Consider the following 22,297-nt stretch of genomic DNA (forward strand, 5'->3'; position numbering starts at 1 on the left):
CTAGATATAGTTATTTCCAGTTATACGGCTGCAGATGTTACGTGTTATCTTTTTGATAACAATTTTAACAATTTGCAAAGGGGTAAATGAAGATGGCACAAAGCAGCAGTTTGGGATACCCGCGCATCGGCGCAAACCGGGAGTGGAAAAAGGCGCTGGAGGCGTTTTGGTCCGGTAAAATCGAAGAATCGGAGCTGCACGCTCAGCTGCAGGAAATTCGTTTGGGTCATCTGAGCAAGCAGCGGGAAAAAGGAATCGACCTGATTCCGGTTAACGATTTCAGCTATTATGATCACGTGTTGGATACGGCAGCCATGTTCGGGATTATACCGGAGCGTTTCGAATACACCAGCGGGCCGGTGCCCGTATCCGTTTACTTCGCGATGGCAAGAGGAACCAAAGGCGCCACCGCCTGCGAAATGACCAAATGGTTCAATACGAACTATCATTATATCGTGCCGGAACTGGGCGGCATCACGCCGGTCCTTACCGAAAATAAGCCGCTTCTGGCTTACCGCGAAGCCAAGGACAAGCTTGGCATCGAAGGAAAACCGGTGATCGTCGGTCCGCTCACTTTCCTGAAGCTGTCCAAAGGGTACAGCGCATCGGAAACGGACGCCTGGCTTGAGCGGCTGCTACCGCTGTACGCGCGGATCTTGAAAGAGCTGGAGCAGGAAGGCGTGAACTGGGTGCAGGTCGATGAGCCGATCCTCGTCACGAAGCTAAGCGATGAAGACATCAGCCGCCTGTGGAAGATTTACCAAACGCTCAAAGATGCGGCGCCAGGCGTAAAAATCATGCTGCAGACTTATTTCGAGGCTGTGGAACGTTATCAAGAAATTACGCAGCTCCCGGTTGATGGCATCGGGCTGGACCTGGTCCACGGGCTGGCAGGGAACCGGCAATCCATCCATGACTTCGGTTTCCCGCAGGATAAAGTGCTCGGAGCAGGTGTTGTCGACGGACGCGGCATTTGGAAAGCATCCCTGCGTGAAAAGCTCGATCTGCTGAACGAGGTCGCCGAGGTCATACCTTCTGAACGGCTGGTTATCCAATCCTCCTGCAGCCTGCTGCACGTACCGGTCACGGTCCGGGCCGAAACCAAGCTTCAGCCGGAACTCCTGGGGGCGCTGGCATTCGCTGATGAGAAGTTGGAAGAAATCGTGCTGCTCAGCAGAGCCGTTCAATCCGGAGAATCGGTGATCTCCGCGGAGCTGGCTAGCAGTGAAGCAGCGGTTTCCGCGCTCAAACGTTCCGGCGAACGCAACCGCACCGATATCCAGCAGGCGGTAGCCGCTGTCAGTGCGGAGCCTGCGCAGCGCGAGGTTGCTTTTGCGCAGCGCCGCGACATTCAGCATGACCGATGGCAGCTGCCTATTCTGCCAACGACGACTATCGGCAGCTTTCCGCAGTCGGCGGAGGTGCGCAAGGCACGCCAGCTGTGGCGCAAAGGCGAATGGAACGCCGAGCAGTACACGAATTTTATCCAGGAACAAATCGATCTCTGGATTCAGCTGCAGGAGGAAATCGGGCTCGATGTGTACGTTCACGGCGAATTTGAGCGAACGGACATGGTCGAATTTTTCGGGGAAAAGCTGGCGGGATTCGCCTTTACGCAGAACGGCTGGGTTCAATCCTACGGTTCCCGATGCGTCAAACCGCCGATTATTTTCGGCGACGTTGCTTGGGAGAAGCCGATGACGGTCAAGGAGACGGAGTATGCCCAGTCCAAAACGAAGCAACCCGTCAAAGGTATGCTCACCGGACCGATCACCATTATGAACTGGTCGTTCGTCCGCGACGACATCAGCCGCGAACAAATCGCTTACCAATTGGCTTACGCATTACGTCAAGAGGTTGAGGCGCTGGAGAAAGCCGGCATCGGCATGATCCAGGTGGATGAGCCGGCTGTTCGTGAAGGGCTTCCGCTGAAGGAACAGGACCAGAAAGGTTATCTCGAATGGGCGGTGAAGTCGTTCCGGCTGACCACGTGCACGGTGCAGAATGCAACGCAAATCCATACCCATATGTGCTATTGCGAATTCCATGACATGATCGATTCGATTATTGCGATGGACGCGGACGTCATTTCCATCGAAACTTCACGGAGCCATGGAGAGCTGATTCAAAGCTTCGAGGAGAATACTTACCCGCTGGGTATCGGCCTCGGCGTTTACGATATTCACAGTCCACGCGTTCCCGACGTGGAAGAAATGACCCGGATGATCGACCGTGCTCTGCGGGTGCTGGATCCGAAGCTGTTCTGGATCAATCCGGACTGCGGACTCAAAACACGGGGAATCGGGGAAACGGTTGCCTCGCTGCGGAACATGGTCGAAGCTACGCGCCTTTCCCGCGAGAAATATGCTTTGAAGGTATAAATGGATATGACCCAAAATGCGTTTCATTGCCGCGATGCTTAGAGTACATCCAAGAGAACGGTAAGGCTGACTATGAATCTTCCGCCGTTTTCATCCATTTTATAGACTTGCCCTCACCTCTCTGAACATAGCGCATCTATTGATAGAGAAGGGAGGTGAGCAAGGATGCCTATTGTAACGCCTTACCAGAACAGCTTGCGGTATACGTCCACCATCGGGTCAGGGACCGGGACAGGGGCTGCGTTTACCGTTGCAGCCACGGCATTTACGAACGATGCGGGCACGGCGGCGACAGCTTTTCCAGGAGCGTATAAATATTACAACCTGTTTATCAACGGAATGCTCCAGACAGCGGATACGTCCTCGGTCACAACGACCGCCATCACCATACCTGGAGGTGATGTTCTGGACGGAGGAACTCCTCTTGTCGTTCAGTTCGTCGTCTCCTAACGGTATATCGCAGCACCAACATTGCAATGAACCGTCCAGATCCTTCTGGGACGGTTTTTTGCGTCTATCCTTTAACTAGTTTCATGATATATTAATAGAACACATGCGACAGAAACAAAGCTTCGATCTATTATTGTTGAAGCCGATTCGGGGGTTGGATCATGAGATTAGAGATCAGAAGACCAAAGGCAGCGGATGTCGAGGCGATACATACGTTTTTTAGACTCGTTATCACGGATACGTTTGAGAAGGAAGGCATAGCCGACCTGCATGAAGATATCGAACATGAAATCGCTTCCAAGCATGATTATCTTCACCGGGATTTGGAATCGCAAGGCCATCATCGCTATTTTCTTATCGCATGGATGGAGGGCAGGATCGTTGGTACGATCGAGTGTGGACCTTCCAGCTCCCTGATCGATGAATCCACCGGTCATGCGCTGAGAGATGTGGTTGAAGTCGGGACCGTACTGGTTCATCCCGAGCTTCATGGCCAGGGCATCAGCAGCTCGCTGTGGAGCGCCATTCTGCTCACCCTTCAAGCGAGAGGTATCTCGCAATTCTGCTTGGACAGCGGGTACCGGAACGCCCAGCGCATCTGGACCCGGAAATTCGGCGAGGCGGACTATGTGCTGGACCACCATTGGGGAGAGGGACAGCATCATATGATCTGGTCCCGACAAATCGAAGATACCCCCATCACGTTCAAAATATAATATCACTGATGTCCCTGGATCGCTCCTTCCAGCCGTTTGCCGGCCTGGCGGGACCGGTCTTTTTTTGATCTTTACAGGATGCATAACCCGATATTTTTTAGTTATAAGCATTTTATACACGGTCCGGATGTCCGGATCAGGGATACAATAAATGTACAAAACATACAGGAGGCGGTACGCATGCGGCAACACTATATCGAAATGAAACCGAAAGGATCTAATCTTATGAAACCTGTGAGGTTACAGCGATATGAACGATACAATAAATATTGGAGTTTTGGCCCATGTTGACGCCGGCAAAACGACTCTGACGGAGCAAATTCTGTATCAGGCGGGGGTGATCGAGAAGGCGGGATCGGTCGACCAAGGCAGTACGATCACCGACTCTTTGGACATGGAACGGAGAAGGGGGATCACCATCAAAGCGGCAGCCGTGTCGTTTATACTTGGTGATCTGAAGGTGAATTTGATCGATACGCCGGGACACGCGGATTTCATATCCGAAGTCGAGCATTCCCTGGGCGTCCTGGACGGCGTGATACTGGTCGTATCTGCGGTTGAGGGAGTGCAGGCACAGACGCGGGTGTTGATGCGGACACTGCAGGAGCACGGGATTCCGGTCCTGTTTTTTGTCAATAAAATCGATCGGATGGGGGCGGATTTCATTCAGGTATGCGCCTCAATCCGCGAATTGCTGGATGACCGCATCTGCGAGGTGTCCATAGCCGACCACGAGGGAACCGAGTCGGTTCAGGTGGTCCAGGCGGATCCTGCAGTTTCCGGCTGGATCGAGGTGCTGGCTTTGGGCAGCGAATCGCTTATGGAGGATTTTGCCCAGGATGCAGCAATTTCCGAAGACCGGCTGCGGCAGGAGCTTGGCAGACAAAGCCGGCAGGGGCTTGCGTTTCCGCTGTTTGCCGGATCGGCGGCGAAAGGCTTGGGGGTTCGGGAGCTGCTCTCCGGACTTTCCTATTTTTTTCCTGTCCAAGAATCGCAGATACTGACCACCCTGCCGCTGACAGGTCTGGCTTTCAAAGTGATCGTCCAGGCAGGCGGGGAAAGGCTGGTTTTTGTCCGATTGTTCGGCGGACGGCTTCAAGCCCGGGCTGAAGTGACAGTCATTGCGCAGGATGGCTTGTTGGAACGGATCAAGATCAAGCAGCTGTACGGGCTGATGGATGGCGAAAGAAAACCGGTTCAGCACGTTGATGCCGGAGATATCGCTATTTTTGGCAGCGAACATGTTCAGGTGGGGGACGTGATCGGCTGCGTATCGGAGAGCATGAAGGTATTCCGTTTTCAAAAGCCTCCGATTCAAGTACAGGTATCGGCGGTTCGGCCGGAAGACGGACATCCGCTTCATCTGGCGCTGAGCGAACTGACCGTGGAAGACCCGTTTTTGCAGTACGTATACGATGCCCACACCCACGAAAATATCATCCACGTCTTCGGCAAGGTCCAGCAGGAAGTGCTGCTCGAGACCCTGCGTGAGAAGTATTCGATTGAGGCTGCTTTCTCGGCACCTCAAGTAATCTGTATCGAAAAACCGGTATCTTCCGGGGAAGCCGCGGAAACCATCGGCGAGCCGGACAACCCGTTCTGGGCAACCGTCGGATTCCGCGTCGAGCCGGGGCCTGCGGATTCCGGCCTGGTGTACCGTTTGGAAGTTGAACTGGGCTCGCTTCCCCTGTCGTTTCAAAAGGCGATCAGGGAAACCGTAGCGGAGGTCCTGCGGGAAGGTCTACACGGATGGGGCGTGACCGATATCACGGTTACCCTAACCGACACCGGTTACAGCAGTCCCGTATCCACGGCGAAGGACTTCCGTCTGCTGACACCGCTTGTACTAATGAAGGCGCTGGATCGGGCAGGGACACAAGTCTATGAACCGGTCAGCGAGCTCCAGATCAGCCTTCCCGAATCCAGTATCAGCAAAGTGCTGTTCCGTATCACGGCACTGGACGGGACGTTTGAGGAACCAAAATTCGATCGCGGCAGTGTTTACGTCACGGGAACGATTCCGGTGCGAAATGCTGACGTATTGAAAACCGAACTGCATGGGCTGACCGGCGGGGCAGGCGTCATGTCGGTAAAGCCAGGCGGTTACGTTCCCGCCGTATCGCCCACGCCCGTCAATCAACGGAGGCAGTTGAATCCGCTCCATCGCGGCGATTACATGCTGCACATTAACAAGGTCAGATAAACGTCTGTCGGCATCATTTCACAGAAGACAGACCGCGTTTAGCAGAGGTTTTTCTTGCGATCATAGGATGGTTCAGCTTCGCTGAAAATTTTTATATTCTATGAACTTCAAATATACGTTTCATCCACGATCCGAGGTTCCCGGCGAACGTCGGATTGTTGGCATGCCGTCGGAGGCAGACACGGAAGAACTGATTCTGAACCCTGAATATGACTCATATCGTTAGATGGCACAACGTTTCAGCTGCTGCAGATTTGCCGTACAATCCATTCTTTGTAGAGAGGTGAAATGGTTTGAAAGGAAAAGCATTCAAAGTACTCATGAGCTGCATGCTGCTGCTAGGTCTGCTTCCGTGGCGCGCATCCGCAGAGACAGCCCCTGAATCCGTGATTTATGGCGGCGGTCCGTTCTATGCAGGGGGAACCGACACGATGAACACGCTGAAAGCATCCGGGTTCTCGACGGTCATGCTCTGGACCATCCATGTCAACAGCAACGGGGATCTGGTGTATAACGATCAGCCGGTGGTATCTAACGGCAGCTATATCGGCAAAGCGTCATGGCCCGCCGAGTTGGCCTCGCTTAAGCAGGCCCCCACCTCGGTGAATCGTCTTGAGATCAGCGTCGGTTCATGGGGCGTGAGCGATTTCCAGAACATCAAAAACCTCGTGGCCTCCCAAGGGACGGGAACCGGAAGCATTCTGTACAAAAACTTCGCCGCGTTAAAGTCGGCGCTTGGGGTCGATGCGGTGAGCTTTGACAACGAGGACTTATACGACGTCAATTCGGCGGTCGCATTTGGCAAGATGCTGTCTGGGATGGGCTTAAAGATAACGCTGTGCCCTTATACCAACGTCAGCTATTGGCAGAACGTCAAATCCCAGCTGGGGTCTAGCGTGGACCGCGTGTACCTCCAGGTGTACGACGGTGGAGCGGGGAATAATCCGGCATCCTGGAACAGCCAGCTCGGGATCACGGTGATGCCGGGCTTGGACAGCAAGACGTCCAGCGGCGGCAACACACCTGCCCAAGTCAACACCCGGATGAGCGCCTGGAAATCGTCGGCGGGTATCCAGGGCGGTTTTATCTGGTATTATGACGCCATTTTGAATAATCCGAGCGGAGGCTCGGCGGCGGACTATGCGGCGGCGATCAACAGTGCGCTGGGCGCACCCGCCTCCGGATCGCTGACGACGGGCGGCACGGTATCCGCCAGCGCTTCGGGAAGTCCATCCGGCGAAGAGAAGGAGAAGGCATTTGATGGAAGCAGCTCAACGAAATGGCTGATATTTACGAATGCCGGCTGGATCCAGTATCAGTTCGGCGGCGGGGCATCACATATCGCCACTTCCTACTCGGTAACGTCGGCCAACGATTTTCCAGCCAGGGATCCGAAAAATTGGTCGCTTCAGGGATCGAATAACGGCACGAGCTGGACGACGCTGGATACCCAGACGGGCCAAACCTTCGCAAGCCGTTTCCTGACGAAGACGTATACCTTCAGCAACTCGAACGCTTATTCGTATTATCGGCTCAACGTGACAGCGAACAATGGAGGTGCGGAGCTGCAAATCGCCGAAATCGGCCTGTATCCTTAACCCGGTAACCAGGCACCGTCAGTGTTCGTTCGAAGCTGGCGGTGCTTTGCATCATTCACGTTTTATTTTGCCCATTTCATCCGATAACCGGTCCAATTTATGATTCAGCGCTTCCAGCTTCTTGTTGTAATGCCGGTAGGTGAAATAGCCGATCACCGCTTTGCACAGAAAAAAGACAACCGCGGCAATGACGATCAAGAAATAATTGTGGGCGAGATGTCTGATCCAGCTGTTAATCGCATGTATATTCATGTACCAGCTTCCTTTGTCCTTGTAGTGAGTATACATCAGCCATTTCCAAATCCGAGTTTTTATATCCGCTGACTACAGGGCGATTGGGAAAATAAGCAGTACACGCAAGGGGGGCTTTTTATTGGTGCCGTTATTCTGTGAAATCGTGACAGCGTCGCCAGCAAGTTGTCGTTATATTGCATTGTTCGAATGCGCTTCCATTTCTATAATGGGGATGACATAAATAACTGCTGAGATGAAGCCGACAAGCCGTATGGAAGTATCCTTACAGTACCGTATTTTATTGAGGAGGCTGTGTACATGAGCAAAGTTCGCGTAGGCATTATCGGCACGGGAGGCATCGCCGCTTGGCATGCCAGACAGCTGCTGGAACTACCGGAGGTTCAAATTACAGCTTTGACGGACACCAGCGACAAGAATCGGAATGCATTTGTGGAAAAATTCGAGCTTCGTGAAGCCCGCCAGTTCTCGGATTATGAGGACATGCTGGCACAGGCAGAGCTTGACGCGGTGGTGATCTGCTCCCCGCACACCCAGCATTTTCAGCAGGCGCAGGATGTGCTCAGCAGTGGTCGGCATGTTCTGATCGAGAAGCCGATGACCTGCTCCTCGGCCGAGGCCGAGCTGCTGATTCACACCGCCGAGCAGGCGGGGAAAATTTTGCAGGTATCGTATCAGCGTCACTTTCAACCCGAGTTTCTGTACATAAGGGATGCGATCGCGAGCGGCGTTATCGGTAAAGTCACCTCGGTTACCGCCTCACTGTATCAGGAATGGAGACAGGGGACGCCCGGTTCCTGGCGCCAAGACCCAGCGTTATCCGGCGGCGGCTTCCTGATGGATTCCGGCAGCCACATTATCGATGTGCTGCTCTGGACCACTGGAATGACGCCGGTTGATGTCAAACCGCAGCTGCATATGCACGGTGCGCCGGTCGAGATCGATACCTTCACCTCGATCCGGTTTGCCGAAGGCGCAGTGGCGGGATTGAACCTGGTCGGCTACGCTCCTTGCTGGCATGAAACCTTCGTATTCTGCGGCGAGGACGGCGGTATCTTCTATGACAACGGAAAAATTACGCTGCGGCGGCTGAAGCAAGAACCCGTCGTCCCGGAACTGCCGGAGCAGACGACGAACCAGGACAAGAGCTTCATCGACGCGATCTTGGGGCGGCACGAAGTGCTGGTTCCTGGTGAATTCGCCCTTAAGGTTGTTAAACTGTCCGAGATGATCTATCAGGCGGCCGGCTATGTTCCGCAGGCTGCGGCTATGACAGAGGAGGAAAATGTCTAATGAGCAATCCCATCGGAATGCGAATTCCACCCAAAATCGGTGCGGAAGGAATACGACAAACCGCGCTGTGGGCAGCGGAAGCCGGACTTGATATTCTGGATGTCCCGCAGCTGACTCCGGAAGTGAAACAGGCATGCGAGGAGGCAGGCATCGGGATCGGATCGGTCGATGCGCAGCAGACGGCAAAGCTTCTGAGCCGCGATGAGACCGTGCGAGCGGCGGCCGTGACCTCAGTAAAACAGCAGATGGATGGCATCTCGGAGCTCGGTGGCAGCGTGATGTTTATGTGTCTTGTCCCGGAAGACCATTCGCTGCCCCGCAGGGAAGGCTTCGCCATCTGGAAGGAGACGTTCCCCGAGCTTGTTCGCCATGCCGAGGAGAAAGGCGTTTATATGGCGATCGAAGGCTGGCCTGGCCCGGCACCGTATTATCCGACGCTGGGATGTACGCCGGAAATGTGGCGAGCCATGTTCGAAGCGATCCCTTCCCGGCATTTCGGACTCAACTATGATCCGTCCCACCTGGTCCGGCTGGGCATCGACTATCTCCGCGCATTAAGCGAATTCGGGGAGCGGGTCGTTCATTGCCACGGCAAGGACACGGAAATTTTGCACGATGAGCTGTACGAATGCGGAGTCATTCCGGCAACCTTCGGTGAGAAATACGGCTTCTCCGAAGGTTCATGGCGTTATACGATCCCGGGACATGGCGAAGTGGAGTGGAGCAAGGTTGCAGTAAGGCTTGACCGGCTTGGCTACCGAGGAGCGGTAAGCATAGAACTTGAAGATCACCGCTTCTGGGGATCGATTGAGGCGGAGCGGCAGGGAATCGTGAAAGCTGCCGAGCATCTGGCTTTATATTTTAAATGATTTCGGTCACCTATATCTGTTCTTCAACAATGAAGGATACTTATGGAATTCAATCCCGCCATCTCGTATGGCGGGATTATTATTTTCCTGTATCCTTGCCCTTATTTCCTGTGGTAACATCGGAATAAGAATGTCCGGACCGTGACGGCTCCGGCTAACCACACATGATTTGGAGCCTGCAACCTTATGGGAACACCCTACTCCGCTGTCCTGACTCTGATCGTTACCTCCGGTGTTTTAAATCTTCTGATGGGATTATATGCCTTGTCGGGAAGGTCCAAGCTCACCATGGTACGAACCTTTTTCGTGTTCAGCCTCCTGGCAGCCATTTATACATTCGGGTCCGCTCTTGAACTTGCCAGCGGTTCGCTCGAAGAAGTCAAATTTTGGATTAAGATCGAATATTTGGGCATGCCGTTCCTGCCACCACTAAATCTGCTCATCATTATGTCTTATCTCGGTATGGAACGCTATTTGGGAAGGCGTCTCAAGACCGCCATGTTCATCATTCCCGTTGTCACGCTGCTGCTTGTCTTGACAAATGATTGGCATCACTTCTACTACCGCGACATCCTACTCCGGGCAGGAACGTCCAGTCTTAAAGCGGATGTGGTGGCAGGTCCTTGGTACATTATTCAGGGGGCCTACACGTTCGGCTGCATGATCGGCGGCGTCGTACTGCTGCTAAGGAACTGGCGGCGCATGCCGTCATACCGTTTCCAACTCGGCACGATGCTGATTGGCCTGGTGCTGCCGCTTGCCGGAGATTTTCTTTACCTGGGCGGCATAACCCCTGAAGGGATGGATCCGATTCCGGTAATCATGACGGTGACCTCAGCGCTATATTTATGGGCGCTTATGTCCAAAGGGTTGTTCCACGTCGCTCCGATTGCCCGGGACAAGCTGTTTGCCAGCATGCGCGACGGCGTTCTGGTGCTCGACAAGGACAACCGGCTGGTCGATTACAATCACGCCGCCGGCTCCATGATTCCCGAGCTAGGCACCTCATCCATCGGGAATCCGCTGGAAGGGCTATGGGAAAGGCACGCCGCAGGGACGCTGCTTCATTACGATTTGGATGCGGACAGCGGTTCGGGGGCAGATATCCAGGAATTGAACTGGCATATCGCGGATCGGGACTTCAAATATCAAATCCGTACGTCTGTCATCCGCAATCGCGGCGGGCAGGCAGCAGGGCGGCTGATCGTGCTGATCGACGTCACCGAGAAAGCGCGTCTTCAAGAAGAGCTTCGCCAGCTGGCTTACTATGACGGGTTGACGCGGATTTACAACCGCGCGCATTTTATGAAGCTGGCTAGCAGTCTGCTGCATGCATGCCTACAGCGCGGGGAGCCGATGTCGCTGCTCCTGTTCGACATCGATCATTTCAAGCGGATCAACGACGAGTTCGGGCATGACACGGGTGACGACGCCCTGCTGCACATCGTCGCGGTGTGCCGCAATCAGCTGCGTGCCGTGGACGTGTTCGGCAGATATGGAGGCGAGGAATTTGTGATCGCCCTTCCAGGGCTCAGCCCCGTAGAAGCTGCCGAAACAGCGGAACGCATACGTGCCGCCCTTGCCGGCGGTGGGCCTGGCGTGGCCGGAAGCAGCGGCCGGACGGGAAGCGGGAGACACGGGCCCGTCACAAGCCCGTGCCCGTGCCGGCGGCCTTGCGCGAGGAATGGAGGAGACTTCTGCAAGAGCGCTCCTTGCAGGAGGCGAATCGGCCGAAGCCGGGCTGCGGCGGCTGCTGAAGCTGGCCGACCGGGTTTTGTATGAGGCCAAGCGCGCCGGCAGAGATACGGTGCGGATCGCCGCGGATGCGGAAACTTTCAGCGAATAATTCGTGTAAAAAGCCAGCCCCATGGGGACTGGCTTTTTTGTGTATGAAATAGTGCATATGACGATTACAATTATGAATCAATATCTTCCGTACCTTCTGCCGACATTGTCATGGACGCGTGTGACTGCCGGTATTCCCTGGGAGTCGTGCCCGTAATCTTTTTGAAGAGTCCGTTGAAAAACGCGATGTCTGTATAGCCGACGGCGGCAGAAATATCGTGAATCCGGCGATGGGTCGACCGGAGCAGTCGGCAAGCCTCCTGAATCCGGATCCGCTGCAAATACTTGATGGGCGTAAGTCCGGTATGTTTGACGAACAGCCTTTGAAACTGCCGCTCCCCAATGCCGAGTTCGCCGGCAAGCTCCTCCACGGTTAACGCCCGGCTGAATTGGCTGTGAAGCAAGGACAGCACATGGTCCACGCCGGAGGAGGGGGGCGGAGGTGCCCCTTCCACGGTGGCTTCGTGGATCCGGAGGATGCAGATCATCAGCTGAAGCATGCCAGCGTACAGCGCGGTTTCCCTTCCGGTTCGCTCCACGGCATACTCGCGGTACAACCGTTCAAACCAGCCCTTGGCTTCGCCGTCAAGATCGCGATAGTGCATGATCTCGTTGAACGCCAGAAGCTCTCTCAGCTCATCGCCGCCGGGTACCAATTCCAAAATTTTGGTGGCGTTTTCCATGGAGGTCAGGCAATTATATACGATCAGCTGACGGTCCTTGGCCGTTGAGCCCGGCCGGAAGACATGCGATGCGCCAATCGGAATGACAAACAGGTCTCCCGCAGACACGGGCATCACCTCATCGCCCGTATGGTGATACCCGGTTCCTTCACTGACATAACTCATTTCCAGAAAATCATGATGATGCTCGGTTAACTCATAGGACTCGGCATTGCGGTTCACGAAAATCGAGAAGTCATCCCAATTGTTGAAATATTCCCTGCCGCTCAGCAGCCTTACCGTACGCTTAGGCATGATTTTTATCCTCGCTATGTCGGAATTACCAGGTAAAATGTCGCTTTCACCTAAATTACCCGGGGTGTTAATCATTTTATGATAAATAGGAGGACAGAACAAGATCTGGTCATGAAACTATGGAAAATGACGCTCGGAGAGGTCATGGTGACAGCTGCAGAAAGGCTGGCGGCAGAACTTTTTCCTGATACGGCAGTGCAATTAGGAAGCGTTTCCATGGGGATGGTCGAACTTGATTCAGAAAGGGGATGGAGGTATGGATGTTCATATCGCCGTCGATATCGGGGCTTCAAGCGGGCGTCTCGTTCTCGGAAGGCTGCTGGATTCCAAGCTGGTGCTAAAGGAAATCCACCGTTTTGACAACGGCTTCCGCGAACAGGACAGCTCCCTGTATTGGGATATCGAGCATTTGCTGGAGCAAATTGTTGCGGGTCTGCAGGCAGCCAAGAAGGCCGGCGTCGAGTCCTGTACTTTGGGGATCGATACCTGGGCGGTGGATTATGCACTGCTCGACCGGGAGGGCAAAAGGCTGCGGGAGGTTTACGCGTACCGTGACCGGCGCACGGATTCGGCCCCGGCGGAAGTGGAGAAGCTTATTTCCCGCGAAGCCCTCTATGAGAAGACAGGCATCCAGCAGCTGACATTCAACACGATCTACCAGCTGTTTGCGCATGACCGGGCCGAACGGGCGCGGGCGGATCAAATTCTTCTCGTACCGGATTATCTCTATTACCGGCTATCAGGCAAGCAAATCAACGAAGTAACTAATGCGTCAACTACTCAGCTGCTTAACCTGCAGACCCGGGATTACGATGAAGAGCTGTTGTCGGTATTGGGACTGCGGCGGGAACAGTTTGCCGCGTTAACCGAGCCGGGAACCTATCTTGGAGGGTTGGACCAGGTACTTCAGCAGCAGTATGATTTGCCGTCATGCACCCTCGTCGTGGCGGCGACCCATGATACCGCTTCCGCAGTGCTGGGAGTGCCTGCCCGCCAGGGAAGTTCCTGGGCCTATTTGAGCAGCGGCACCTGGTCCCTGCTGGGCGTGGAGCGGGAGCAGCCGCTGAATACGAAGGAAACGATGAAAGCGAATTACACCAACGAATGGGGCGCTTACGGAACATACCGATTTTTGAAAAATATAACCGGCCTTTGGTTAATCCAGGAGGTCCGCCGACAGGGTGGAGGCCGCTACAGTTTTGCAGAGCTGGTCCAAATGGCCGGGCAATGCGAGCCTTACCGCAGCCTTATCGACTGCAACGATGACCGGTTCCTCAATCCTCCGGACATGGCGGAGGAAATCCGCAGCTTTTGCAAAGAAACCGGGCAGAAGGTTCCGGAATCGGTTGCTGAGGTGGCACGCTGCATTTTCGACAGCTTGGCTTTAAGCTACGGCACGTATTTGGACGAATTGGAAGCGCTAACCGGGGAAGCTATCGAAGTTCTGCACATCGTGGGTGGCGGAGCGAAAAACGAGCTCCTTTGCCAGCTGACAGCGGACGCCACCGGCCGCCAGGTCTGCGCAGGCCCCGTCGAATCCACGGCGCTCGGCAACTTGATGGTCCAGATGATACACGCCGGAGTGTTCCGGGATATACACGAAGCCAGAAGAACCGTCGCTGAATCCTTTGAAGTGACCCGCTATGAACCGGCCCACGTCGTGTCCGGGGTTAAGGAACGTTGGAACCGGATCGTGAAGAAATGATGATGTAACCATATCCAATTCTTGGGAGGTAAGGAACATGGATCAACAAATTCAGAAGAGCTTTGAAGATGCCAAAACGCTGTATGCACAGCACGGGATCGATGTGGATAAAGCTTTGGAGAAGCTGGCGCAGATCAAAATTTCGCTCCACTGCTGGCAGGGAGACGATGTAAGAGGCTTCTTGTTCAGGGATGCGGAGCTTGGCGGAGGAATTGCGGTAACCGGCAGTTATCCGGGACGCGCCGCCACGCCGGACCAGCTGAGAGACGATCTGGAGAAGGCGCTGTCCTTGATCCCCGGCAAGCATAAAGTGAATCTCCATGCGATTTATGCGGATACCGAAGAGAAGGTGGATCTGGATGAGCTTGAGCCCCGCCATTTTCAGCGCTGGGTCGACTGGGCCAAGGAGCAGGGACTCGGTCTGGACTTCAATCCTACGTATTTCTCCCATCCAAAAGCGGCCGACGGCTTTACGCTCAGCCATGCGGACGATGAGATCCGTCAGTTCTGGATCCGCCACGGCAAGGCATCACGCAAGATCGCGGAGCATTTCGGCCGCGAGCTGGGTCAGCCCTGCGTGACCAACGTCTGGGTACCGGACGGCTACAAGGATACGCCGGTCGACCGCTTGTCGCCGCGCCAGCGGCTGCGCGATTCGCTTGACGAGATTTTCAGCGAAGAGATCGATCAGTCATATAACGTCGACGCGGTGGAAAGCAAACTGTTTGGTCTGGGGTCTGAGAGTTATGTTGTGGGCTCGCACGAATTTTATATGGGTTACGCGTTGTCCCGGGGTAAATCGGTCTGTCTCGATGCCGGACATTTCCATCCAACCGAAGTGATCAGCAACAAGCTGTCGTCGATCCTGATGTTCAGCGAACATTTGCTGCTGCATGTCAGCCGTCCCGTGCGCTGGGACAGCGACCATGTCGTCACGATGGATGACGAACTGCTGGAAATCGCCCGCGAGCTGATCCGGGGCGATTTGCTTCCAAGAACGAGCATCGGCCTGGATTTCTTCGACGGCAGCATCAATCACATCGCGGCTTGGGTGATCGGCACCCGCAATACGATCAAAGCGCTCCTTCGGGCTATGCTGGAACCGGTGGATGAGTTGAAGCGGGCGGAGCTTGCAGGTGATTTTACTTCGCGGCTGGCTTTGACCGAGGAATTCAAATCCTATCCCTTCGGGGCGGTGTGGGATTACTACTGCGCTTCGCAGGGGGTGCCGGTGCGCGAGCAATGGCTGAATGAAGTGAAAAGCTATGAGGAGCAGGAATTATCCGCCAGATATAGCGTAGTCCAGAACTCTTAATTTCAGGCAGAGGTCAGGGAAACCGAATAGCGATAGTGCAAAAGCGACGCCACCTCCGGCGTCGTTTTTTCTTATGCCATGAAAAACTATGACCAGCGATTTGCGTAAGCCACTCTGATCGAGCGGCTTAGCGTGGAGCGCAATAATAACGGCGTTGATATTTTGTACCTCGTGGATGTCACGAACCGCAAGCTGTATTATGGAAGAAATTGATTTACGATTTCGGGAAAGCCGCGAACGCTGCGGCTTGTCTTTTTTTTATACACGAATCGGCATGTAACGAACAATGTTCTTTACGTACGGCGTTGGTCGTGATCGAACCAAGGATTCACCCGAAGGACTGCATAGGGAATGCGGTCCTTTTTATTTTACCAGTCAGGAACCACAGCAGCGTGTCAATAGAACGATTTGATGATTTTGGCAATCCTGCACCCTACAAATTTACGCTCTTGCACGAACATTCTTATCTGGGGACACCGGGTGAGATATAATGGGAGCACCAAGTGTGTAAAAGGAGTTCTCGTTATGCGGAAATGGCTCGGTTACCTGGTCCCCCACAAGCTGAAATACCGGTTGTTTGCCCTGTTTGCTCTCGTCATTTTACTCCCGTTCAGTGTGCTGAATTTGTACAACTACCAAAAAATCGAATCGCTCGTCCAAAACAAAATCAGCGAGCAGAGCCATGAACAGCTGGACAATCTGCACCGTTCGCTTGAGGATCAGCTCAGCATTGCGTTCAAGACGCTGATTTTTCTGGAACAGGATTCCGAGGTGAGGCGCATCCTGCAGAAACCGGAAGAGCGTTCGGTCCTGGACAACAAGGAGATTATGGAGGACAAATTCAAAGGACTCAACAACAGCTTTTTCCTGTACAATCCGTCCGTCTATTTCACGCTTCTCGACAACAGCGGCCATGTGTATACGTCTTATCCGCCGAATACATCCCTGAATTACAGCCAGATTGCTTCGAACGCATCCTTCAAGGCGCTTAAAGAGGCCAAGTCTTCGTATCTCTGGGTGTCCGACGACGCCAATTACGTGTCACGGGATGTCAGCAAAAGTCCAAGCCTGCTGTCTTTGTACGCTGAACTGCGGGACCGAAGCAACCAGGCCTACGGCTTGGCGCGCATCAGCATCGATTTTTCCTTCTGGTTTCAATCCATGCTCCAAAAATCCGAAAGCGATCAAGCGTACTTCATTATGACCCGTGCCGGTGAGGTGATCGCCAGGTCGATTCCCGATTCGTCGTTGTCGGACACGGCCGTCAACGAAATCGGAAGCATGCCGCAATGCGGCCATTGGACGGATCAGCAGACCGATTCGCTGGTGAATTACAGCTATTTGTCTTCCCTGGATTGGTACCTCGTGGACCGAATTCCGCTTCACCTGCTGTTCAGGGAGATTGAAACGCTGAAGAAGCAATACTTCGTGACCTTTTACGCCATTACCGCCGCGTTTATTGTGGTTGCCTTCATGATTGCCCATGCGTTTACAAGACCGTTGTCCCATATGCAGATGAAGATGAAAGAAGCGGTCCGTAAGGATCTACGGATCCGGCTGCCCGAGAAGCGTTACAAGGGGGAAATTTTGGAGCTGACCCGGACGTTTAATACGATGATGGTCGATATGAACGGTTTGGTCCAGAGGCTGCGGGTCGAAGAACGGCAGAAGGATGCGGTGCATTTTCAAATGCTGCTGGCCCAGATGAACCCTCACTTTCTGCTGAATACGCTGAATACGATTAAGTGGATCGGCCTGCGCAGCGGAAGCGAAGAAATCGTGGAAATTTGCTTGTCCCTCGGGAAGCTGCTGGAGACGAGCCTTAACTCCGATGTGGACCTGATTCATCTCCGTGATGAAATCGAGCTTACGCGCGCGTTTCTCTATATTCAGCAGGTGAGATATGGGAACCGCTTTCAAGTAGAGTTCAGCTATGATGAAGAGCTGATTTACGCGCTCGTACCTAAGCTGAGCCTGCAGCCCCTGGTGGACAATGCGATCAAGCATGGCATCGGCAATATGGCCGAAGGCGGACGGATTCTGATCCGTATGGGACGCAGCCCGCTGCTCTCGGAGCGGCTCACTCTGGAAGTCGAAGACAATGGCATCGGCATCGATCAGTCCAGCGCAAATCGGGATGAAGTCCGCAAGCGTCCGAGTATCGGATTGCAAAATGTCAGGGAGCGGCTTCGCCTCTTGTTCAAGGACAAAGGGGAGCTTGAGATCATCCCGCTTGAGCAGGGCACGCTGTGCCGGATGCACCTGCCCGTGCTGCTGTCCGAACCTTATGACAATACACGTCAATCGATATCATGATCATTATAGATTGATCAAAAGTTGATTGGACTCATTACCTGGTATGTGGACAGGTTCAAGATAGAGTTATGGCTATCTTTGACTTTTTCTATCTAGTTTTTAAGGAGTGAACACGCATGTGGAAAGTGCTGCTGGTTGAAGACGAAACCTTCGTGAGGGAATCGGTCAAGGAGATTATCCGGTGGGAGGAAATGGGCTTTATGCTCGCAGGCGAGGCTAGCAACGGACTGGAAGCGCTCCCGATGATCAAGAGAGATCCTCCGGACCTGGTGCTGTGCGATATCGTCATGCCGCAGATGGACGGCCTTGAGCTCCTGCAGGAAACGCGGAAAGCCGGTATCGGGTCCAAATTCGTCATGCTGACCTGCATCGGTGACTTTGAATCCATGCGCAGAGCGATGGAATACGGGGCGTCCAACTATATTTTGAAGCTGTCCATGAGCGTTAAGGATCTTCGGGAGACGCTGGTTAAAGTGAGCAGGGAACTGTCTGCCCAGCAAACATCGGTTGAACGGCCGGTTCGGCAGCCGGCGGCCCGGGAGAAGATCACGCACCCTGAAGTGAACAAAATTATGGAGTATATCGAACAAAACTACGATCAGGACATTACTCTCAAATCGCTCGCCCGTTATGTGATGATGGGGGAAAACTACGTCAGCGCCTTGTTTAAAAAGAAAACCGGGGAGACCTTGATCCACTACCTGCACCGGACGAGGGTCGAGAAGGCCATCGAATACTTGAAGACAACGGAACTTCCGGTCAATCGGATCTGCCAGAACGTCGGATTTATGAATGACAACTATTTTATAAAAATTTTCAAACGGATGACGGGGTTGACCCCGAGCCAGTACCGGATGAAGCAATAGAACAAAATGAATGTTCAGTGTCCGGTCATGCGACGCCGAACTGCGTATATCTGTTCCATGGGAATCATGATTCTGTTACTTACGGCAGGACCCGCCGCTTTGCTATCCTTGAGCTGCAACAAACAATCCTATTGGATACGGGGGGCTTCAATTGAGAAAAAAAGGTTGGCTTGCGGGATTCGTATCGTTGGTGATGATCGCGGGCATGGTATCGGGCTGCTCTGGCGGCAGTAAAGGGGACGCCGAAGGGGCAGTTGGCAATGCAAAAACCGCTTCGTCCGCTTCAGGCGGTGCCGTCAAACTGAAAATGTGGGGCGGAGTTCCGCCGGAGGCCGGACCGCAGGAGGTTGTGGACGCCTGGAACAAGGATCACCCGGACATTCAAGTGGAATACGTGCGCTTTGTAAATGACGATGAAGGCAACCTGAAGCTGGATACGGCGATCATGACCGGCCAGGATGTCGATCTGTTCGTCAATTATTCCGCTTCGCAGGCGACGAAACGGGTTACTTCGGGGGCTGCGGCAGATCTGAGCACGTTCACGGACTATAATATTGATGAGAAAATGGGGCCTGAAGCGGCCGGTTGGAAGATTGACGGCAAATATTACGGCGTGCCGACGACGAAAAGCTCGTTTTTCGTAGCGCTGAACAAGGATGCTCTTGATGCGGCCAACCTTCCGGTACCGAAGGATTGGACCTGGGACGACATGAGGGAATACGCCAAGAAGCTGAAGAAAGGCGACGGCTATGGATTCATCCAAAATACCGAGCCGTATGTCGACCCGATCGACTCCGTGCTCGCCAAAGAAGGGTACACCAAACAAGATGGAAGCTCCAATCTGGATCATCCTCTGGTGAGCAAATGGCTGGAAAGCTTGAACGGTATGATGAAGGATGACAAGACGACGCCACCGCTCGGTGAGCAGCTGACGTCCAAAATGCCGGTCGAGCAAATGTTTCTGAGTGGCGAAGTGCCGATGCTGAACATCGGGGCATGGCTGCTCCGCAGTTCCAACAACTTTACCGATTATCCGCGCGATTTCAAAATCGCGTTTGCCCCGGTACCGAGACTTGAAGAAGATGCCGCTAACTATGTGACGCGCGGCGGTCTGGGCGATTATATTTCGATCAACGCCAAGTCCAAGTATCAGAAGGAAGCTTGGGAGTTCCTGAAATGGTACGCGGACGGCGGCATGGCGCCGATGGCGGCGGGCGGGCGTCTGCCTGCATCCAAGGATGCGGATCAGGATACGGCGCTGAAGAGCATGCTGGGCGACAAGGGAGACACCTACGATCAGGAATCCTTGATGTACGTCATGTTCGACAACAAGACGCCGACCTTCGTCCGTACCGTTCCGCAGGAGGTTATGGATCTGCGCTCGCAGGAATACGAGAAGTACTTCCTGGGATCCCAGGACCTGGACGCGACGGTGGCGGCCATGGTCAAACGGCATAACGAATATTTAAAATCCAATCCGCAGCAGTGACATATGGCTATGGATGTGACACGCTCACCTGAAAACAAGGGACGGCCAAGCATGACGGCCGTCCCTTGCTGCATTCCGGATACGTTGATCCCTATATTGATTCGCTTGCTCAATAGATAGAACGATTTGATGAACAGCTGCCGCGAGGGCGTCCTCGCGGCATTTTTTTGCATCATTTTGTGATATGAAGACGGTGGTTTTGTTCCTTCTGCGAAACGTCCCGGCTTGCTAGACTGAGGACATCAAAAACAAGAAGGTAGGCGAAACGCATGAACAACCATTGGATGAGAAGGCAGCGCAGGCTGGGTTACGTCTTCATCGGGCCCAGCATGATCGGCGTGCTGCTGTTCTTTCTCATACCGGCCGCATACTCCCTGGGCTTGGTCTTCACGGATTACAAATTCATGAATCCCAAGGTCGGGTTCGTCGGTCTCGATAATATTACCCGGATGCTGCACGACAAACTGTTCTACCTGTCGCTGAAGAACACCGTGCTGTTCCTTGTGGCGGTACCGGTATCCATTGCGCTCGGTTTTGTCGTTGCGGTCATCCTGAACCAGCGGATCTATCTGAAAAAGCTTCTGCGCGCCCTGTACTTTATGCCGTACATAACGAGCGGGGTGGCCGTCGCGTTTGTCTGGATGCTGCTGTTCCAGCCGAAGCAGGGGCCGATCAACGGATTCCTCCGCGGCATCGGCTTCGAACATCCGCCGGGCTGGCTGTCAACCACCACCTCCTCAATGTTTGCGATCGATATCATTTGGGTCTGGTTCCTGATGGGCTATAACATGATCATTTATTTGGCGGCCCTGCAGGAGGTATCGCCGGAGCTGCTGGAAGCCGCGAAGATCGACGGTGCGCGGGCGGGGCAGCTGCTCCGCAAAATCATCTGGCCTCTCGTCAGTCCCACTACGTTCCTGCTGCTGGTGACAGGAATGATCATGACGATCAAAACGTTCGGCATCATTCAGGCGACGACGCAGGGCGGTCCCGGAAACAGCACGACCATCCTGTCCCTGTACGTCTACCAGAACGCCTTCCGATATTACGACATGGGCTACGCCGCCACGATATCATGGGCGCTGTTCATCATCATCCTGATCATCACGGTGATCCAATGGCTGGGTCAAAAACGATGGGTCCATTATTAAGAGAAAGAGAGGCCTGATACATCATGGAACTAAATAAACGAATGCTGGCCGGCACACCGGGCAGGCTGCTGGTGACGCTGATCATGCTGGCGCTGGCCATCGTGATGGTGATGCCTTTTTTATGGATGATCAGCACGTCCCTGAAAACACCGACCGAGGTGTTCAAATACCCGATCGAGTGGATTCCCGCGCATCCGACGTGGGAGCATCACCTCAAGGTGTGGACCGGACCGAAAAGCTTCGGCACCTATTACCTGAACTCGCTGAAGATTGCCTTCATCGGCATGGCGGGAGCCACCTTCCTGTCCGCCTTCGCGGCATACGGCTTTGCCCGGATCGAATTCAAGGGAAGAAATGCACTGTTCATGCTATATTTATCCATGATGATGATTCCCCCTCAGGTGCTGTTCGTGCCCAAGTTTATCATGTTTGAATGGGCCGGCATCTATAATACGCATCTTGCACTGATTCTGCCCGGGTTGTTCACGATTTTCGGCGTATTCATGCTGCGCCAGTTCTTTCTGTCCATTCCGCATGAGATTTCCGAGTCGGCCTTTATCGATGGAGCAGGGCATTTCCGGATTTTCTTCCGGCTCATTCTGCCTCTCGCCAAACCGGCGCTGGCCACCTTGGCCATCATCGATTTCTCCTGGCAGTGGAACGATTACGAGAACGCGCTGGTCTTTTTGATCGATGAGCGGCTGTACACCATTCCGCTTGGACTTCAGAATTTTATTCTGGAAAATACGGTGGACTACAACGGCATGATGGCCGCGGCGTCTGCGGGCATTGTCCCGATGATCGTCGTGTTTGCGATCGGCCAGCGCTACATTATTCAAGGCTTGACCAACTCTGCGGTGAAAGGGTGAGA

At 53.9% G+C, this 22,297-nt stretch carries 17 protein-coding genes; 15 read left to right on the forward strand and 2 right to left on the reverse strand.

Features of this window, described 5'->3' with window-relative positions:
* The first annotated feature begins 92 nt into the window (after positions 1-92).
* The 5 genes from metE (at position 93) to CJP46_RS05700 (ending at position 7,348) form a co-directional block, all read left to right on the forward strand.
* The gene (metE, locus tag CJP46_RS05680; RefSeq protein WP_094594588.1) at positions 93-2,381 is read left to right on the forward strand and encodes a 5-methyltetrahydropteroyltriglutamate--homocysteine S-methyltransferase; all 2,289 of its coding nucleotides are present in this window, start codon (positions 93-95) and stop codon (positions 2,379-2,381) included.
* Positions 2,382-2,546: 165 nt separating this feature from the next.
* A complete protein-coding gene (locus CJP46_RS05685; protein ID WP_094594589.1) occupies positions 2,547-2,831 on the forward strand; it encodes a DUF4183 domain-containing protein in 285 nt (94 codons plus the stop codon).
* Between the two features lie 158 nt (positions 2,832-2,989).
* The gene (locus tag CJP46_RS05690; RefSeq protein WP_094594590.1) at positions 2,990-3,547 is read left to right on the forward strand and encodes a GNAT family N-acetyltransferase; all 558 of its coding nucleotides are present in this window, start codon (positions 2,990-2,992) and stop codon (positions 3,545-3,547) included.
* 250 nt (positions 3,548-3,797) lie between these two features.
* Positions 3,798-5,750, forward strand: coding sequence for an elongation factor G (locus CJP46_RS05695; RefSeq protein WP_094594591.1), 1,953 nt, complete (start codon positions 3,798-3,800; stop codon positions 5,748-5,750).
* Positions 5,751-6,043: 293 nt separating this feature from the next.
* Positions 6,044-7,348: a discoidin domain-containing protein gene (locus tag CJP46_RS05700; protein ID WP_256992200.1), complete on the forward strand. Its 1,305-nt coding sequence runs from the start codon at positions 6,044-6,046 to the stop codon at positions 7,346-7,348.
* 51 nt (positions 7,349-7,399) lie between these two features.
* On the opposite strand, the gene CJP46_RS05705 is transcribed toward CJP46_RS05700, so the two are convergent.
* Entirely contained in the window at positions 7,400-7,600 is a 201-nt protein-coding gene (locus tag CJP46_RS05705) for a hypothetical protein (protein ID WP_256992201.1), read from the reverse strand.
* A gap of 300 nt (positions 7,601-7,900) precedes the next feature.
* Here CJP46_RS05705 and CJP46_RS05710 point away from each other — a divergent pair, with 300 nt between their 5' ends.
* The 3 genes from CJP46_RS05710 (at position 7,901) to CJP46_RS05720 (ending at position 11,544) form a co-directional block, all read left to right on the forward strand.
* Positions 7,901-8,893: a Gfo/Idh/MocA family protein gene (locus CJP46_RS05710; protein ID WP_094594592.1), complete on the forward strand. Its 993-nt coding sequence runs from the start codon at positions 7,901-7,903 to the stop codon at positions 8,891-8,893.
* Positions 8,893-9,762 (forward strand): sugar phosphate isomerase/epimerase family protein, encoded by an 870-nt coding sequence (locus CJP46_RS05715; protein ID WP_094594593.1) that lies wholly within the window; start codon positions 8,893-8,895, stop codon positions 9,760-9,762. The genes CJP46_RS05710 and CJP46_RS05715 overlap by 1 nt, the downstream gene beginning before the upstream one ends.
* Positions 9,763-9,948: 186 nt before the next feature.
* On the forward strand, positions 9,949-11,544 hold the full coding sequence (locus CJP46_RS05720) for a histidine kinase N-terminal 7TM domain-containing diguanylate cyclase (protein ID WP_094594594.1): 1,596 nt from the start codon (positions 9,949-9,951) through the stop codon (positions 11,542-11,544).
* A 134-nt stretch (positions 11,545-11,678) separates the two neighbouring features.
* Here the strand turns inward: CJP46_RS05720 and CJP46_RS05725 are convergent, their stop codons facing one another.
* Entirely contained in the window at positions 11,679-12,584 is a 906-nt protein-coding gene (locus tag CJP46_RS05725; RefSeq protein WP_179281043.1) for an AraC family transcriptional regulator, read from the reverse strand.
* A 256-nt stretch (positions 12,585-12,840) separates the two neighbouring features.
* Between CJP46_RS05725 and rhaB the strand changes: the two genes are divergently transcribed.
* The 7 genes from rhaB to CJP46_RS05760 all read left to right on the forward strand — a co-directional run bounded on the left by rhaB (position 12,841) and on the right by CJP46_RS05760 (position 22,295).
* The gene (gene rhaB / locus CJP46_RS05730) at positions 12,841-14,289 is read left to right on the forward strand and encodes a rhamnulokinase (protein WP_094594596.1); all 1,449 of its coding nucleotides are present in this window, start codon (positions 12,841-12,843) and stop codon (positions 14,287-14,289) included.
* Between the two features lie 37 nt (positions 14,290-14,326).
* A complete protein-coding gene (rhaA, locus tag CJP46_RS05735) occupies positions 14,327-15,604 on the forward strand; it encodes an L-rhamnose isomerase (RefSeq protein WP_094594597.1) in 1,278 nt (425 codons plus the stop codon).
* 525 nt (positions 15,605-16,129) lie between these two features.
* Positions 16,130-17,920 carry a cache domain-containing sensor histidine kinase gene (locus tag CJP46_RS05740; RefSeq protein WP_094594598.1) on the forward strand — a complete coding sequence of 597 codons (1,791 nt, stop codon included), beginning with the start codon at positions 16,130-16,132 and terminating at the stop codon, positions 17,918-17,920.
* Between the two features lie 116 nt (positions 17,921-18,036).
* Positions 18,037-18,786, forward strand: coding sequence for a response regulator (locus CJP46_RS05745; RefSeq protein WP_094594599.1), 750 nt, complete (start codon positions 18,037-18,039; stop codon positions 18,784-18,786).
* Between the two features lie 151 nt (positions 18,787-18,937).
* Positions 18,938-20,275, forward strand: a complete 1,338-nt coding sequence (locus CJP46_RS05750; protein WP_256992202.1) for an ABC transporter substrate-binding protein — start codon at positions 18,938-18,940, stop codon at positions 20,273-20,275.
* 269 nt (positions 20,276-20,544) lie between these two features.
* Complete coding sequence (locus CJP46_RS05755; RefSeq protein ID WP_094594600.1) at positions 20,545-21,426, forward strand: carbohydrate ABC transporter permease; 882 nt, start codon at positions 20,545-20,547, stop codon at positions 21,424-21,426.
* Positions 21,427-21,449: 23 nt separating this feature from the next.
* On the forward strand, positions 21,450-22,295 hold the full coding sequence (locus tag CJP46_RS05760; RefSeq protein WP_179281044.1) for a carbohydrate ABC transporter permease: 846 nt from the start codon (positions 21,450-21,452) through the stop codon (positions 22,293-22,295).
* The last annotated feature ends 2 nt before the right edge of the window (positions 22,296-22,297 follow it).

The organism is Paenibacillus sp. XY044, assembly GCF_002257645.1.
Classification (GTDB): domain Bacteria; phylum Bacillota; class Bacilli; order Paenibacillales; family Paenibacillaceae; genus Paenibacillus_AQ.

What these genes read in the sequence shown, in the direction of transcription:
- metE (WP_094594588.1), top strand. Translation starts at nt 93, where the DNA reads ATGGCACAAAGCAGCAGTTTGGGATACCCGCGCATCGGCGCAAACCGG.
- CJP46_RS05685 (WP_094594589.1), top strand. Translation starts at nt 2,547, where the DNA reads ATGCCTATTGTAACGCCTTACCAGAACAGCTTGCGGTATACGTCCACC.
- CJP46_RS05695 (WP_094594591.1), top strand. Translation starts at nt 3,798, where the DNA reads ATGAACGATACAATAAATATTGGAGTTTTGGCCCATGTTGACGCCGGC.
- CJP46_RS05705 (WP_256992201.1), bottom strand. Translation starts at nt 7,600, where the DNA reads ATGAATATACATGCGATTAACAGCTGGATCAGACATCTCGCCCACAAT.
- CJP46_RS05710 (WP_094594592.1), top strand. Translation starts at nt 7,901, where the DNA reads ATGAGCAAAGTTCGCGTAGGCATTATCGGCACGGGAGGCATCGCCGCT.
- CJP46_RS05715 (WP_094594593.1), top strand. Translation starts at nt 8,893, where the DNA reads ATGAGCAATCCCATCGGAATGCGAATTCCACCCAAAATCGGTGCGGAA.
- CJP46_RS05720 (WP_094594594.1), top strand. Translation starts at nt 9,949, where the DNA reads ATGGGAACACCCTACTCCGCTGTCCTGACTCTGATCGTTACCTCCGGT.
- CJP46_RS05725 (WP_179281043.1), bottom strand. Translation starts at nt 12,584, where the DNA reads ATGCCTAAGCGTACGGTAAGGCTGCTGAGCGGCAGGGAATATTTCAAC.
- rhaB (WP_094594596.1), top strand. Translation starts at nt 12,841, where the DNA reads ATGGATGTTCATATCGCCGTCGATATCGGGGCTTCAAGCGGGCGTCTC.
- rhaA (WP_094594597.1), top strand. Translation starts at nt 14,327, where the DNA reads ATGGATCAACAAATTCAGAAGAGCTTTGAAGATGCCAAAACGCTGTAT.
- CJP46_RS05740 (WP_094594598.1), top strand. Translation starts at nt 16,130, where the DNA reads ATGCGGAAATGGCTCGGTTACCTGGTCCCCCACAAGCTGAAATACCGG.
- CJP46_RS05745 (WP_094594599.1), top strand. Translation starts at nt 18,037, where the DNA reads ATGTGGAAAGTGCTGCTGGTTGAAGACGAAACCTTCGTGAGGGAATCG.
- CJP46_RS05755 (WP_094594600.1), top strand. Translation starts at nt 20,545, where the DNA reads ATGAACAACCATTGGATGAGAAGGCAGCGCAGGCTGGGTTACGTCTTC.
- CJP46_RS05760 (WP_179281044.1), top strand. Translation starts at nt 21,450, where the DNA reads ATGGAACTAAATAAACGAATGCTGGCCGGCACACCGGGCAGGCTGCTG.